The organism is Bacillus sp. RC251, assembly GCF_044908765.1.
GTDB lineage: Bacteria > Bacillota > Bacilli > Bacillales > Bacillaceae_G > Bacillus_A > Bacillus_A wiedmannii.
In genome coordinates this window covers 127,708-141,311 of record NZ_JBIYDP010000007.1, presented here as the reverse complement: position 1 = coordinate 141,311, position 13,604 = coordinate 127,708, and the positions used below count along the sequence as shown (strand labels likewise).

15 protein-coding genes are annotated in these 13,604 nt (G+C 34.9%); 12 read left to right on the top strand and 3 right to left on the bottom strand.

Going from position 1 to position 13,604, the window contains the following annotated elements:
* Window positions 1–20 precede the first annotated feature (20 nt).
* The 4 genes from ABH961_RS20755 to ABH961_RS20740 all read left to right on the top strand — a co-directional run bounded on the left by ABH961_RS20755 (window position 21) and on the right by ABH961_RS20740 (window position 4,965).
* On the top strand, window positions 21–1,349 hold the full coding sequence (locus ABH961_RS20755) for a YjiH family protein (protein ID WP_098079373.1): 1,329 nt from the start codon (window positions 21–23) through the stop codon (window positions 1,347–1,349).
* 763 nt (window positions 1,350–2,112) lie between these two features.
* Window positions 2,113–2,700, top strand: coding sequence for a GNAT family N-acetyltransferase (locus ABH961_RS20750; protein ID WP_098079371.1), 588 nt, complete (start codon window positions 2,113–2,115; stop codon window positions 2,698–2,700).
* Window positions 2,701–3,030: 330 nt separating this feature from the next.
* Complete coding sequence (locus ABH961_RS20745; protein ID WP_000662223.1) at window positions 3,031–3,663, top strand: YdcF family protein; 633 nt, start codon at window positions 3,031–3,033, stop codon at window positions 3,661–3,663.
* Between the two features lie 153 nt (window positions 3,664–3,816).
* Window positions 3,817–4,965: an acyl-CoA dehydrogenase family protein gene (locus ABH961_RS20740; protein WP_048547812.1), complete on the top strand. Its 1,149-nt coding sequence runs from the start codon at window positions 3,817–3,819 to the stop codon at window positions 4,963–4,965.
* A 136-nt stretch (window positions 4,966–5,101) separates the two neighbouring features.
* Here ABH961_RS20740 and ABH961_RS20735 read toward each other — a convergent pair whose 3' ends face one another.
* A complete protein-coding gene (locus tag ABH961_RS20735) occupies window positions 5,102–5,461 on the bottom strand; it encodes a nuclear transport factor 2 family protein (RefSeq protein ID WP_098079368.1) in 360 nt (119 codons plus the stop codon).
* 139 nt (window positions 5,462–5,600) lie between these two features.
* Window positions 5,601–6,071, bottom strand: a complete 471-nt coding sequence (locus ABH961_RS20730; RefSeq protein WP_098079365.1) for a DinB family protein — start codon at window positions 6,069–6,071, stop codon at window positions 5,601–5,603.
* A gap of 69 nt (window positions 6,072–6,140) precedes the next feature.
* Here ABH961_RS20730 and ABH961_RS20725 point away from each other — a divergent pair, with 69 nt between their 5' ends.
* The 4 genes from ABH961_RS20725 to lepB all read left to right on the top strand — a co-directional run bounded on the left by ABH961_RS20725 (window position 6,141) and on the right by lepB (window position 9,639).
* Entirely contained in the window at window positions 6,141–6,845 is a 705-nt protein-coding gene (locus tag ABH961_RS20725; RefSeq protein WP_048547809.1) for an ArsR/SmtB family transcription factor, read from the top strand.
* A gap of 170 nt (window positions 6,846–7,015) precedes the next feature.
* A complete protein-coding gene (locus tag ABH961_RS20720) occupies window positions 7,016–8,161 on the top strand; it encodes a stage II sporulation protein P (RefSeq protein WP_098079363.1) in 1,146 nt (381 codons plus the stop codon).
* Window positions 8,162–8,386: 225 nt separating this feature from the next.
* The gene (locus ABH961_RS20715) at window positions 8,387–9,064 is read left to right on the top strand and encodes a copper homeostasis protein CutC (RefSeq protein WP_098048420.1); all 678 of its coding nucleotides are present in this window, start codon (window positions 8,387–8,389) and stop codon (window positions 9,062–9,064) included.
* 23 nt (window positions 9,065–9,087) lie between these two features.
* Window positions 9,088–9,639 (top strand): signal peptidase I, encoded by a 552-nt coding sequence (gene lepB / locus ABH961_RS20710; protein WP_048547804.1) that lies wholly within the window; start codon window positions 9,088–9,090, stop codon window positions 9,637–9,639.
* 48 nt (window positions 9,640–9,687) lie between these two features.
* Here the strand turns inward: lepB and ABH961_RS20705 are convergent, their stop codons facing one another.
* Window positions 9,688–10,101 carry a hypothetical protein gene (locus ABH961_RS20705; RefSeq protein WP_098048421.1) on the bottom strand — a complete coding sequence of 138 codons (414 nt, stop codon included), beginning with the start codon at window positions 10,099–10,101 and terminating at the stop codon, window positions 9,688–9,690.
* A 252-nt stretch (window positions 10,102–10,353) separates the two neighbouring features.
* On the opposite strand from ABH961_RS20705, the gene ABH961_RS20700 reads away from it, so the two are divergent.
* The 4 genes from ABH961_RS20700 to pxpA are packed head-to-tail and all read left to right on the top strand — an operon-like array spanning window position 10,354 to window position 13,594.
* A complete protein-coding gene (locus tag ABH961_RS20700; RefSeq protein ID WP_048547800.1) occupies window positions 10,354–11,106 on the top strand; it encodes an IclR family transcriptional regulator in 753 nt (250 codons plus the stop codon).
* A 14-nt stretch (window positions 11,107–11,120) separates the two neighbouring features.
* Window positions 11,121–11,834, top strand: a complete 714-nt coding sequence (pxpB, locus tag ABH961_RS20695; protein WP_098069184.1) for a 5-oxoprolinase subunit PxpB — start codon at window positions 11,121–11,123, stop codon at window positions 11,832–11,834.
* Window positions 11,825–12,814 carry a 5-oxoprolinase subunit C family protein gene (locus ABH961_RS20690; RefSeq protein WP_098080620.1) on the top strand — a complete coding sequence of 330 codons (990 nt, stop codon included), beginning with the start codon at window positions 11,825–11,827 and terminating at the stop codon, window positions 12,812–12,814. Before pxpB ends, ABH961_RS20690 begins: the two co-directional genes overlap by 10 nt.
* Window positions 12,815–12,832: 18 nt before the next feature.
* On the top strand, window positions 12,833–13,594 hold the full coding sequence (pxpA, locus tag ABH961_RS20685) for a 5-oxoprolinase subunit PxpA (protein ID WP_098079358.1): 762 nt from the start codon (window positions 12,833–12,835) through the stop codon (window positions 13,592–13,594).
* Window positions 13,595–13,604 lie beyond the last annotated feature (10 nt).

Here is a 13,604-nt window from a genome sequence, read left to right as displayed (position 1 = left end):
ATAATAGGAGGTGTCGAATTTTGAGTGAAATTGAATTAAAAAGGAATGTAATTAAGACAGGGAGTGAGAAGGGGATCATTCTTCGGTTTATACTCGCTAGTCTAGTTGGGGTATTTATGTTTTTCGTACCAGTTACGATAAATGGTGCTTCGTCCATTATGATTGATCATATCGTATCATGGGTCAGGACTTCTGTTCCGAGCGTAGTACCTTATTACGCTCTACTCGTTATGATAATGGGTGCGATTTATCCATTTTATACGAAAAAATGGAATGCAACTATTGTAGACATTTGTTTTTCTATTTTAAAAGTAATTGGTGTTGTCTTTGGTGTATTACATTGCTTGAAAGTAGGACCAGCTTGGTTCTTTGCACAAGATGTAGGGCCGTTTTTGTATGAAAAACTAGTAATATCGGTAAGTTTACTCGTGCCAATTGGTTCGGCTTTTTTAGCGTTGTTAGTCGGGTACGGATTACTAGAATTTATCGGTACGTTTTGTCGTCCCATTATGAGACCGTTATGGAAAACACCTGGACGATCAGCAATTGATGCGGTTGCATCCTTTGTAGGGAGTTATTCACTCGCTTTATTAATTACGAATCGCGTGTATAAAGAAGGAAAGTATACGACAAAAGAAGCAGCCATTATCGCTACAGGCTTTTCTACAGTATCCGCAACATTTATGATCATCATCGCAAAAACATTAGACATTATGCATTTATGGAATGTTTATTTTTGGACTACTCTTGTTGTAACATTCATCGTAACTGCTATCACCGTAAGACTCCCGCCCCTTAGTAGAAAACCAGATACATATGTAACAGAAGAAGGGTTCCCAGAGCCCGTTTATAAGGAGAAAATGCTAGAACGCGCTTGGGAAGATGCGCTAGAAGTATCGAAATCTGCACCGAGTATTATAAAAAATATCGCAGTGAACTTAAAAGATGGGTTTATTATGACAATGGGAATTTTACCTTCTATTATGTCAGTAGGATTAATTGGTATCGTCTTAGCGAAATTCACACCAATATTTGATTGGGTCAGCTATATTTTTTATCCTTTTACATGGGCTTTACAATTACCAGAAGCCGACTTAGCTGCTAAAGCAGCATCCGTTGGTATTGCGGAAATGTTCTTACCATCATTATTAGTAGTTAGTGCACCACTTGTGACAAAGTTTGTCATTGCGGTTGTTTCGGTATCATCAATATTGTTTTTCTCAGCTTCCATTCCTTGTATACTATCAACAGATATTCCGTTAAAAGTATCGGAACTTATTATTCTCTACGTACAAAGAACGATATTAACATTACTTATTATTACGCCGATTGCTTATTTGTTGCTTTAAAAAAGGAAAAGTATTATCAAAGTCATTTTAACTTTATAAAGATAGAGTAACGAAAAAGGGAAAGGTATAAAAAAGTAGAATTGAAAATAGTAGTAGTATACATGTGGTAACTACTACTTTAAAGTTTTAAAAAGATACAAGTATAAAAAAGAATCCTTCTGTAAAAGGAAGGATTCTTTTGTTTAGTATTTTTATCAAGTAAATACCTTTTTGATGTTTTATTTGTTTTTTGTATATGACGTAATACTTCTTAAGAAAATTCCTAACCCTGCAAAAAAGAAACCTAAGCATAATAAGCTGCCTGGTGTTCCCCAAGTAATTTGATCTAGCATTTTTATATCCTCCCATTTATCCCATATTAATTAACTGTAAAACTTTCACCGTTTTAAATTTCACTTTATTATTATATAGTATTTTTGGGTTTCTATCCATATTTATCCATACTATCAAACTGAAAAATTGATCCATAAATGAAAAACAATAATCTATTTGTAGAAAAAATAGCATTTTTGCTGTGCAAATCTTTAAAGAACACACATTAGACCATTAGAAAAAGAATAATTTCACATGAAACGAAACCAATATGAATGTAGCTTGAAACAATGAGATGTAAACGGTATTTGTTAGAGATTTTTGGTTGATTATGATGTGAGAAGTTATTAAAAATTGAATGTAAGTGCATTTAAAAGTGGGATTAAAATTAAAATATCTATATAATTAAATTTTATTTTGTATGATATAGTAAGAAAAAGGGGGCTTACAAATGGAAAGCATTCACGAAAGAGCAAAGTTACGGTTAATAGATAGTGATGATGTCGAAACTTTGTTTTCGATTGTAGAAGGAAATCGGGATATTTGGGCGTATTTAATTTCTAAAATGGATAGTGCGCAAGATATGCAGCAATACGTTCAAAAAGCGATACAAGGTTATGGAAAGGGTACGCAAATACCTTTTGTTGTAGTAGATCAACAGACGAATACGATTGTAGGAAGTACACGTCTATATAATATTTCAGTAGAAGATAAGACAGTCGAGTTAGGGCAAACTTGGTATCATCCAAGTGTGCAACGTACGAGTATAAATACAGAGTGTAAGTACATGCTTCTCCAATATGCTTTTGAAAAATTACGTATGCTGAGAGTACAAATTAAGACGGATGCAAGAAATGAAAAAGCACAACGAGCAATTGAAAGGTTAGGTGCAGTAAAAGAGGGTGTGCTTAGAAACGAAAGAAAATTGCCAAGTGGTCATGTGAGAGATGCGGTTGTATATAGTATTATCGCAAGTGAATGGCCAGTTGTGAAAGCACGTTTATTAGAAAATTTAGAGTTGTATAAAGAAAAGTTATAATTCGTGTTTTGAAAGGTATATTGTTCGTGATGTATGAAAAATATACCTTTTTTCTTACAAAATGCTACTTTATTTTAATTCCTTTTGTTTCATCGTTCCCTTCTGAGAAAAAATTCGTTACAATGTAGTTGTATGGTAATAAACTTATGAATTTAAAACATGTAATGAAAACCGCAAATAAAAATGAATTGATAATCCTCAATTTTAAATGAAAACCCTTTTATACATAAATAACAAGTAAAGTTCCTTCTTTTAAATAAACTCAAACGAAACGATTTGATATAAATGTTTTTTTATAGAAGTATGGATGATGTACGGAGGCAATTACAAATGAAAGAAAATAAGAAGAGTAAGAAAAGACGAATCTTTCAAGTATTTTTACTAATGATTTGTTCTGCTATTTTATATGTAAGTTATGCAGCTTACGATATTTGGAGCTATCGTTTTAAAACAGATGATAGTGTGAAAACGGATGCTGGTATTGTATTAGGAGCAGCTTCATGGAACGGAAAACCATCTCCTGTATTTAAAGAAAGAATTAATCATGCGATTTCTTTATATAAGAACGGAAATATTAAAAAGATTATTTTTACAGGTGGTACAAAGTTCGAGGCAGAACTTGAGGAAGCGCGTACTGCAAGAGTATATGCAATGAAACAAGGTGTAAAAGAGGAAGATATTTTAATTGAAACAAAATCCCTTTTCACAGAAGAAAACTTAAAGAATGCGAAGGAAGTTGGAATAGAGAACGGAATACGCACATACACGATTGTAAGTGATCCACTTCATATGAAACGCGCAATGAGAATCGCAAAACATATTAATATTGAAGCGTATGCTTCACCAACGCCGACATCAGCATATAAAACGTTAGACACAGAAATACCATTCTTCTTTAAAGAATTATTCTCGTACATTGGATATGTAACCTCTTTGCCGTTAAAGGCATTGAAGGGAGACTAATATAAGAAAAGAACCTATTTTAAATGGGAACTTTTCTTATTGGTCAAAAACATTGTATTTTTATCGGAATAGTGAAACAATAGAGAGGTAGCTTCATATAATCATAATGAAAAAGTGAGCGGTTGATGAATCGAACATAAAGGAGATTATAGTATGGCACTCTCATTTGTTGAAACAGAAGAACAATCTTTCATTATTGAACAAATAAATAAATTGATTCCGAAGTTCATGGAAAGAGAGCATCAACTAAGTGAATTAGGATCATTTCCGTATGAAAATATAAGTGATTTGAAAGATATCGGATATACGAAATTAACGTTACCGAAGGAATTTGGTGGTAGTGCGATTTCTTTATATGACTTCGTTTTATTTCAAGAGAAAATCGCGGAAGGCTGCGGAGCTACTGCGTTATCGATTGGCTGGCATATTGGCATTGTGAAAGAGCTAGCGGAAAATCACTCTTGGAATGATGAGATGTTCAAATGGTTTTGCGAAGAAGTACGTAACGGTGCGCTTTTTAACAGGGCAGCAACAGAACCAAAAACAGGGAGTCCGACGCGTGGTGGTAAGCCAGAAACGATAGCGGTTCAACAAGGCGAGAAGTGGATTATAAATGGAAGAAAAACTTTTACAACGATGGCGCCAATACTTGATTATTTTATTATTTCAGCGAGTGTGGAAGGCCGAGAAGAAGTTGGTGAGTTTGTCATTCCCAGAAATACGCTCGGTGTATCCATTGAAGAAACGTGGGATAGCGTTGCGATGCGAGGGACTGCTAGTCACGACCTTGTCTTACAAAATGTAGAGATAGAAAGTCGCTTTTTTACGAATGTATTGGGCGGGAAAGTGAAACAAAAGGGTATTGGCTGGTTGCTACATATACCAGCATGTTATTTAGGAATTGCACAATCAGCAAGAAATTATGCGGTTCAATTTGCGGGATCATACAAGCCAAACAGTTTAAATCATTCTATTAGTTTATTGCCGAATGTTAGAAGATTAGTTGGAGAATTAGAACTTGAGCTTATGCAAGCTCGCGTCTTTTTATATCAAATTGCGAAAAAGTACGATGAGGCAGAAGATAAACTATCACTGCAAGCAGAATTAGCGGCAGTGAAATACGCCGTAACAAATGCGGCGATATCAATAGTGGATAAATCAATGCGCATCGTAGGGGCAAAAAGTTTATCAGAAAAAAATCCGCTTCATCGTTACTATTTAAACGTCAGAGCAGGATTGCACAATCCGCCGATGGATGATGCAACACTATCTATGTTAGCGGATGCGGCGTTTCGGTCGTAGTTTTTTTAACTTACATTTTATTGTTTATGGACAATATAGTTGTTTTGAAAGCACGTGTTTGATTAGTAATCGAACACGTGCTTTTTATGTGTACGACGTACCAAATTGAGATGTAGATTTTTAGTATAAATGGTTATCATGATTTTGTAAGTGTTCCTTGATGGAAAAACATTTGCCATTTTCCATCTATCAGTTTCCAAATGGAACTTCGCAAAGTATTCTGCATTCTAGTTTCAGCTCTTACAAGATATGTCGCCAACACAGTATCCTTCGATAAAGGGTATATTTCAAAATTAGAAAGAGTCATTTCTCTCACACTAAGTCCGTCTCCACCAACAGAATCCTTCTTATACCAAACGTTTCCCGAACTTCCAAACTCAAAAAAGTCGTCTGCAAGTAATTTGTCCAGTTCTGTTGGATTTGTACGAGTTTTAGGTTCTAATAGTTTTTCCTCCAGTTCACATAAATGCTTTTTTAATTCAGAGTGCTTTTTCACGTGATCATTCCCATATATTAATTATCGTACAACAACTAAATTGCTCTTTTTAACTAACGGAAAGAATTTTGACTAGTTAGATAATTGGTTGCGTATTATTATAATGCCAGTTTGAAAGCTTTGTAAACATTTGTTATATTTAATCCCAGATTAAAGGTCTTTCCAAGTTTATAATTCGTAAATATTGTAAAAATTGACCAGCATGGACCGCATCATGATAGGCAATTCGTAATAGCATGTCGCCTAAATATCTTTCATAGCCAACATCGCTTCGATCAATAAGGGTTGAATCTAGCTCAGCTATGCTTATGGATTGAACATATTCTATAAAGTCAGTAAAGTACGATTGTGCCAATTCAATTTCCTTTTTTACACAAGTAATTGGCTCGTCATCATACGGGAAATGTATATCATGTATTGAGCCGTTGTTTTTTAAAATCATATGATAGTAAAAAGTTGAGCTCCATACATGACGAATCATCTCACCAAAGGACATAGCTTCATGATCAGGTTTCCAATTAAGAAAATTATCGGGAAGAGAATTCCATAATTTTTCTGAGCGCCTTCTCGTTTCTTTCAAATTTAATATACTAAGATCAATTGCATTCATAATACATTCTCCTTTACTATTAAACTTAAAATAATTGTATCAGTTTAATAGTTAGGGTATCATCGAAATATGAATGTATATCCGAATATCTCATATATAGCTAAACTAATTGCTGAACCTACAAGAGCAATTATCTTAGATTGTCTAATGAATAATCAGGCACTACCTGCTAGCGAATTGGCTTATAAGGCAAAAGTGTCACATCCAACGATTAGTTCCCATCTTTCTAAATTAGTAGAGGGGAATCTACTTACAGTTGAACAACATGGTAGACATCGTTACTATCGACTTGCTAATCAAGAGGTAGCAGAAGTTCTTGAAAAGTTAGGAACAATCGCACCAACAGTCCAAGTTCGTTCTTTAAAACAATCGGATCAACTAAAACAAGTTCGTTATGCTCGAACTTGCTATGATCATCTTGCAGGCAAACTCGGTGTAGAGATAACCGAAAAATTATTAGATAAGGAATTTATAATTTTAGAGAAAGGAGAATACATTGTAACGGAACAAGGTAAGCAGTGGTTTCTGAATTTTGGAATAAATATTGAAACGGCAGATATAAAGAGAAGGGTATTTGCAAAACCTTGTCTTGATTGGAGTGAACGACGCTACCATATTGCTGGTTGGTTAGGATCTGCGATAGCAAAACTATTTTTTGAACAGGAATGGATTACAAAAACGGATAAGAATAGAGCCGTCCATCTTACAAAAAAAGGTATGAAGTTATTGAAAGACCAATTAGGCATTGACATGGAAAATAAAAAATCCCATTAAAATGCAGTGTCTTCTGTCAAGTAAACGGCATGAAATAACCTGAGTACTATATTTATATAGACTCAGGTTATTTCATTTCTTTTAAAATTTTTGAGGCAATTCTATTAAATTAGTAATCATATTACTTAAAAATTATGCGTAAGAATATAGTAAATGAAGGGAGATATAAAATGAATAAAGTGAAACTGAAAGTATTGAATGTAAGATATGTAGTGATATGTATTTTATTCACGATTATATGTATCCTCACTTCATTCGTCATTTCTAGTAATTCCAGCGTATTTAAATCATTTTATATGAATCAGTTATTAGGAACGAATTCTACTAAAGGTCTTATGTATATGATAGGAAGTGAAAATCGTTATTTTGCAGAAGAATTTCATCAAGAAAAAGGACGAGCGTCTTTGGAATCTTTTTTACTGTCACTTTCTACAAACATTAATGTAAATGATCTCCGAAGTTTATTAACTAGAGAACTTCCTAATATGAATCAATTTTATTCGGAAATATTAATTGCTGGGGAAGGAACAGATTATACGAACATTCCTGAAGAATCCAGCATTCCTTTAGATAAAATTAAAGATAAAGGTACTGCTGTTGAGCGCCCAAAGAGTGGGAAAGAAAACAATTCTACTGATAAAAATTCAAATACACAAAATAACAGTGAAAATAAAGTTTTTATTTATCATACACATAGTTGGGAATCGTTTATTCCTCTTATTCCAGGTGCTACTGTACCCGATGATGCTTCCAGTACAAATAATGAAGTGAATATTACGTTTGTTGGAAACTATTTAAAACAAAAATTAGAAGAAAAAGGAATAGGTGTTTCGCATGATACGACAAATATGAGGGATTTTCTGCGAAATAAAAATTTAAATTGGGCCCAATCTTATAAAGGGTCCCGTCAAATATTACAAGATAAATTAACGCAAGATAAAAATATTATGTTCCCAATGGACCTCCATAGAGATGATGCACGAAAAAATACTACAACAAAAAATATTAACGGAAAGAATTATGCTCGGCTCTATTTCATTTTAGGACGGGAAAATCCTAATTATGAAAAAAATAAAAAAATAGTAACGGCAATCAATTCATATTTAGATGAAAAGTATTACGGTTTAAGCCGAGGCATTTTTATTAAAGATCGTAAAAGCGGGAACGGAGTATATAATCAAGACCTTTCTCCGAATGCATTACTTATTGAAATGGGAGGGGTAGATAATACACCAGAAGAATTGTATGCGTCAGTTGACGCATTAGTAGAAGGATTTAGCCACTATTATAATGAAGTAACTAAGAAAAATAACTAAATGTATAGGGGAAACCTAGTATTTTTGTAAAATAAAAAGGAGTGACACCTAGTCAGAAGTTCTAGGGGTTACTCCTTTTTTAGTAGAATATAATATTAACAATGAAGGCAATCAATAAAAAAAATCTTTCTTTTCATTCTTCTTTTTATAGTTTTATAGGAGAATGCTATGCTTCTTATTTCACCTACTGTATAATAAGAAAAAAGCACGAAAAGAGGTCATCTCATGCTAGAGGTTATTGCAACATGTTTAGAAGATGTGAAACGAATTGAACGAGCTGGCGGGAAGCGAATTGAATTAATTTCATCTTATACAGAAGGCGGTTTAACGCCGAGTTATGCATTTATTAAAAAAGCGGTAGAAGCAGTACATGTACCAATTCACGTTATGATTCGTCCGCATGCGAAATCTTTTACATATACGGAAGAAGAAATTGAAATGATGAAAGAAGATATTGTAGTTGCTCAGAAATTAGGAGTAGCTGGTGTTGTATTAGGTGTATTAAATGAACGAAATGAAGTGGATGAAAAGAAACTAGCGGATTTATTATCTGTGGTAGACAGGATAAATGTCACATATCACCGTGCAATAGATGATACAGAAAATCCAGTAGAAGCGATGAGAACTTTAAAGAAGTTTCATAAAGTGACTCACGTTTTAACTTCAGGTGGACAAGGAAATATAGTAGATAATATTCCGGTGCTTGCAGAAATGCAAAAGGTAAGCGATGGCCAAATTCAACTTGTTGCTGGAGCTGGCGTGACGAAAGAAAATATAAAGAAATTACTAGATGAAACTGGAATTTCGCAAGCACATGTCGGTACAGCGGTAAGAGAAGGGAAATCATGTTTTTCTGAAATTGATCTTAATTTAGTACAAGAATTAGTTCAAATTATACAATAAACAGTTAAGAAAGAGGAGAAACGATGAAGGAAAATACGAAGAAAGAATTATTCTCATGGGCTAAAACGATAGGATTTACTCTTTTATTAATTGCTATTATTCGCGGTGTTTTATTTACACCTTCATTAGTACAAGGTGAATCGATGATGCCTACTTTAGAAAATAACGAACGAGTTCTTGTGAATAAGATTGGTTATAGTATAAGTGGATTAGATCGCTTTGATATTATCGTCTTCCACGGAAAAGAAGGATACGATTTAGTAAAACGAGTGATTGGTTTACCAGGCGATACAGTGGAGTATAAAAACGATGTGTTATATGTAAACGGAACAGCGATGGAAGAACCATATTTAAAAGAGTTTAAAGAAAAAGCAGCAGGCCGTGTACTAACTCCAGACTTTACGTTAGAACAAATCACTGGAAAAACGAAAGTGCCAGAAGGCCAAGTGTTTGTTTTAGGAGATAATCGTGAAGTTTCGAAAGACGGTCGAATGTTCGGATTTATTTCAGAAGATGAAATTGTCGGAAAAGGCCAAGCTGTTTTCTGGCCGTTGAAACAAGTAAGAGCGTTATAAAACAAAAAGTATGGAAGAATATTCTTCCATACTTTTTTTGTGCTTTATTTAAATGTTTGGTTTTGCTATAACTTGAACTTTTGAAAGAGAACCATCATTATTCCTGAATTTAATCTTATATTCACCTTCAGGAAGCCAATCGCTCCAATTTATACTAAATTCGTTGATCGCTTGTTCCCCAGGTTTTAAAGTTCCGTCAATCATCCAAGAATCTTTAGCAGTATATAAAGTGTAACTAAAAGGAGAATCGCCTATATTTTTTACAAGAACGCTTAAGTCATCCCCGTGAGAATAGTAAAAGTCAGAAATACTTGATCCGAAAAAATGAATTTCTTCGTTCGCTATTTTATGATGTTGGGCAACTTTAGCGGTTGAATGAGTATCTTCATTTGTCGCAAATGTCACATTATAACCTATACAAAAAGATAACATAATAGCAGGAATTACTAGCAACTTTTTCAAAAGAAACACTCTTTATATGTTGTTTTACATATATCATGATAATTGGAATATGTTGGATATGTAATGGTTTAATGTGAAAATTTACAAAAGAATTGAATTATTGACGTTTTTTAAATTACTGACAAATATATCGAGTCATACGCTTGAAAAAAATATTGATAGAATTGAAAGAATATTTTATAATTTTAAATTATATATTCGTTTCAAAAAACGGAATTTAAGTTTCGAAATTCGGAACAAGAGGGAGATAGAATGAGTATAAATAAAACGGCAGTTAAGACAATGGATATTTTAGAGTTGTTTTATGAGCATGAAGAGCTAAGTTTAACAGAGATGGTTCAGCTTACGAGTATGCCGAAAACATCTGTTTATCGTTTAATTGGCTCGTTAGAAGAAATGGAGTTTTTACAAAAAAACGAGAAGGGGAAATATCGTTTAGGGGTCGTATTTTTACGGTTCGGTCAACTTGTTTCACAAAGATTATCAGTAAGGAATATTGCGATTCCATATATGAAAGAGCTTAGAGATAGTTTAGGACAGGCAGTTAATTTAATTATTCAAGATGGTAATGACGCGATTTATGTGGAAAAGATGGAAGGCGTTCAGCCTGTACGCGTGTATACGGCAGTTGGAAGAAGAGCGCCACTTTATGCGGGTGCATGTCCGAGAATTTTACTATCGTATTTCTCTGAGGAAGAGAAACGGAAATACATAGAGGAAACGGATTTAAAACAGTTTGCAGATGGAACAATTGTGGATAAGGAACAATTGCTAGAAGTGTTGCAAATGGCGAAAAAGGAAGGACATACAATTAGCTACTCGGAGTTAGAAAATCATACAGCGGCTATAGCAGCGCCCATTTTTGCAAGCGATGGAACGGTTGTAGCGGGTATTAGTATTTCGGGATTAGCAATTGAGTACAGCGAAAGTAACATTTCATATTTTATTGCGAAGGTGAAAGAAACAGCACATCGCATTTCGAAAGAACTCGGCTTTTTGGCATAGAAAGAGGGAGTGGGATGAAATTTTCTGCGTTAGGGGATCAAGCAATTATTGTTACATTTGGTGAAGAAATTGGGATGGAGACATACGAAAAAGTGCAGCGATTGTTTCAAGCGTTAAGGCAGCATCCGTTTGCAGGAATGGTTGAGTGTGTGCCATCTTTCACTTCATTAGCTGTCTACTACAATGTATACGAAGTATGGAAGCGAAATGGGAGAAGTGAAGGGCCGTATCATTACGTTTGTCAATATATAAAAGAGCTATGTAATTCATATAAAGAAGAAGTGAATCAAGATGTGAAACATATTTCTATACCTGTTTGCTACGGGGGAGAATATGGACCTGATTTAGAAGAGGTCGCACATTCTAGAGGGTTACAAGCGGAGGATGTTATTCGTATACATAGTGAAACAACATATTTTGTGTATATGTTAGGTTTTACACCAGGGTTCCCGTATTTAGGAGGACTATCAAAAGAACTAGAAACACCTAGAAAAGAAACGCCGCGGTTACAAATACCTCCCGGTTCAGTAGGGATTGGTGGGAATCAAACAGGTATATATCCGCTTGAAACACCAGGAGGATGGAATATTATCGGCCGAACTCCAATCTCCTTATTTAATCCAGAAGAAGAAACACCAACATATATTCAAAGCGGTATGTATTTACGATTTATCCCAATAACGAAGGAAGAGTACGTATCACTTGAGGGGGCTAAAGAATGGATGTAGAAGTTTTACATGCAGGAATGTTTACAACAGTCCAAGATTTAGGGCGAGCTCATTATCAACAATACGGTGTACCAGTTGGCGGGGCCATGGATCAAAGTGCACTTCGGATGATCAATATATTAGTCGGTAATGAAGAGAATGAAGCGGGACTCGAAATGACGATTATGGGACCGAAATTGTTAATAAAGAAAACGACGTTACTCGCAATTGGTGGAGCAAATATGGAGCCGTTACTGAATGGGAAGCGTATTCCGTTATGGCGTCCCATTTTAGCGGAAGAAGGTAGCATGCTTTGTTTTGGGAAAGTGAAAAACGGTTGCAGAGCGTATGTGACTTTTGCAGGTGGTATACATATTGATCATACGATGGGAAGCAAAAGTACTTATATACGTGCTGCGATTGGTGGTATTGAGGGAAGAATGCTGAAAAAAGGAGATTATTTTCAAATTGGTACCCACTCAGAAATAGCGAGTCGTTTCATTCAAGACTTACAAAAGGAGGAGCAAATCAAAACGAAATGGGCAATTAGCAAAAGCGTACTGCCAAAGTATAAGAAGTACCCTAAGCTTCGCGTTATAACTGATTTTGAATATGATCAATTTACAGAAGAAAGTATACAGGCATTTTTTACGAAAGAATATAAAGTATCTAATTACGCTGACCGTATGGGCTATAGAGTTGAAGGAGAAGTTTTAAATAGAGTGGAAGAAAAAGAGATTTTATCGAGTCCGGTTACATTTGGGACCATTCAAGTTCCTAATGGAGGACAGCCGATTATATTAATGGCAGATAGGCAAACGACAGGTGGCTATCCGAGAATGGGAAATATTATTTCAGTAGATTTACCACTTCTTGCTCAGTTAAAACCGGGGGACTATGTATCTTTTGAGAAAATTACACTTGAGGAAGCGGAACAATTGTACATAGAACAAGAAGTAAATATGAATCTATTAAAGAAATTCATCACTTTACGAAGTTGACATTAGGAGGGGAATATCGTGACGACAATCGATTTAAATTGTGATTTAGGAGAAAGTTTTGGAGCTTATAAAATGGGGAATGATGATGGAATTCTTCCGTTCGTTTCCTCTATAAATGTTGCTTGTGGTTTTCATGCGGGTGATCCGACTGTAATGAGGAAAACGGTCGAAAAGGCACTGCAGCATAACGTAGCAATTGGCGCGCATCCTGGTTTTCCTGATTTAATTGGATTTGGAAGAAGAAACATGAATGTTTCAGCAAGTGAAGTATACGATTACGTTTTATATCAAATCGGTGCATTAGACGCTTTTGTGAAAGCAGCTGGCGGGAAGATACATCATGTAAAACCGCACGGTGCTTTATATAATATGGCAGTAACTAATCTAGAAATTACAAATGCAATCGCAAAGGCAATTTCTCATGTGAATCCAACTCTATTACTTTACGGATTAGCAAATAGCGAGGCGTTTATACAGGCTGCGGAAAAATACAATATAACTCTCGTACAAGAAGCTTTTGCAGATCGTACGTATAAGCAAGATGGAACGTTGACAAGTCGTACAGAAGAAAATGCGCTCATAAAAAATGAAGACGAAGCGATAAAGCAAGTGCTTCAAATGGTGAAAGAAGGGTATGTAAACGCGGTGAGCGGAGAGAAAGTAGCAGTTCAAGCACAAACAATTTGTTTACATGGTGATGGAGAGAAAGCAGTCCAATTTGCGGAAAAAATATACAGAACATTCGAACTTAATGGTATTTCTATTTGTGCACCGAAATAAAGAATAGGGG

Bases quoted from the DNA above. Each gene is read 5' to 3' on its own strand.
- ABH961_RS20740 (WP_048547812.1), top strand. From the start codon at position 3,817: ATGGCACTCTCATTTGTTGAAACAGAAGAACAATCTTTCATTATTGAA.
- ABH961_RS20750 (WP_098079371.1), top strand. From the start codon at position 2,113: ATGGAAAGCATTCACGAAAGAGCAAAGTTACGGTTAATAGATAGTGAT.
- pxpB (WP_098069184.1), top strand. From the start codon at position 11,121: ATGAAATTTTCTGCGTTAGGGGATCAAGCAATTATTGTTACATTTGGT.
- ABH961_RS20730 (WP_098079365.1), bottom strand. From the start codon at position 6,071: ATGAATGCAATTGATCTTAGTATATTAAATTTGAAAGAAACGAGAAGG.
- ABH961_RS20700 (WP_048547800.1), top strand. From the start codon at position 10,354: ATGAGTATAAATAAAACGGCAGTTAAGACAATGGATATTTTAGAGTTG.
- lepB (WP_048547804.1), top strand. From the start codon at position 9,088: ATGAAGGAAAATACGAAGAAAGAATTATTCTCATGGGCTAAAACGATA.
- ABH961_RS20725 (WP_048547809.1), top strand. From the start codon at position 6,141: ATGAATGTATATCCGAATATCTCATATATAGCTAAACTAATTGCTGAA.
- ABH961_RS20715 (WP_098048420.1), top strand. From the start codon at position 8,387: ATGCTAGAGGTTATTGCAACATGTTTAGAAGATGTGAAACGAATTGAA.
- ABH961_RS20690 (WP_098080620.1), top strand. From the start codon at position 11,825: ATGGATGTAGAAGTTTTACATGCAGGAATGTTTACAACAGTCCAAGAT.
- ABH961_RS20745 (WP_000662223.1), top strand. From the start codon at position 3,031: ATGAAAGAAAATAAGAAGAGTAAGAAAAGACGAATCTTTCAAGTATTT.
- ABH961_RS20720 (WP_098079363.1), top strand. From the start codon at position 7,016: ATGAATAAAGTGAAACTGAAAGTATTGAATGTAAGATATGTAGTGATA.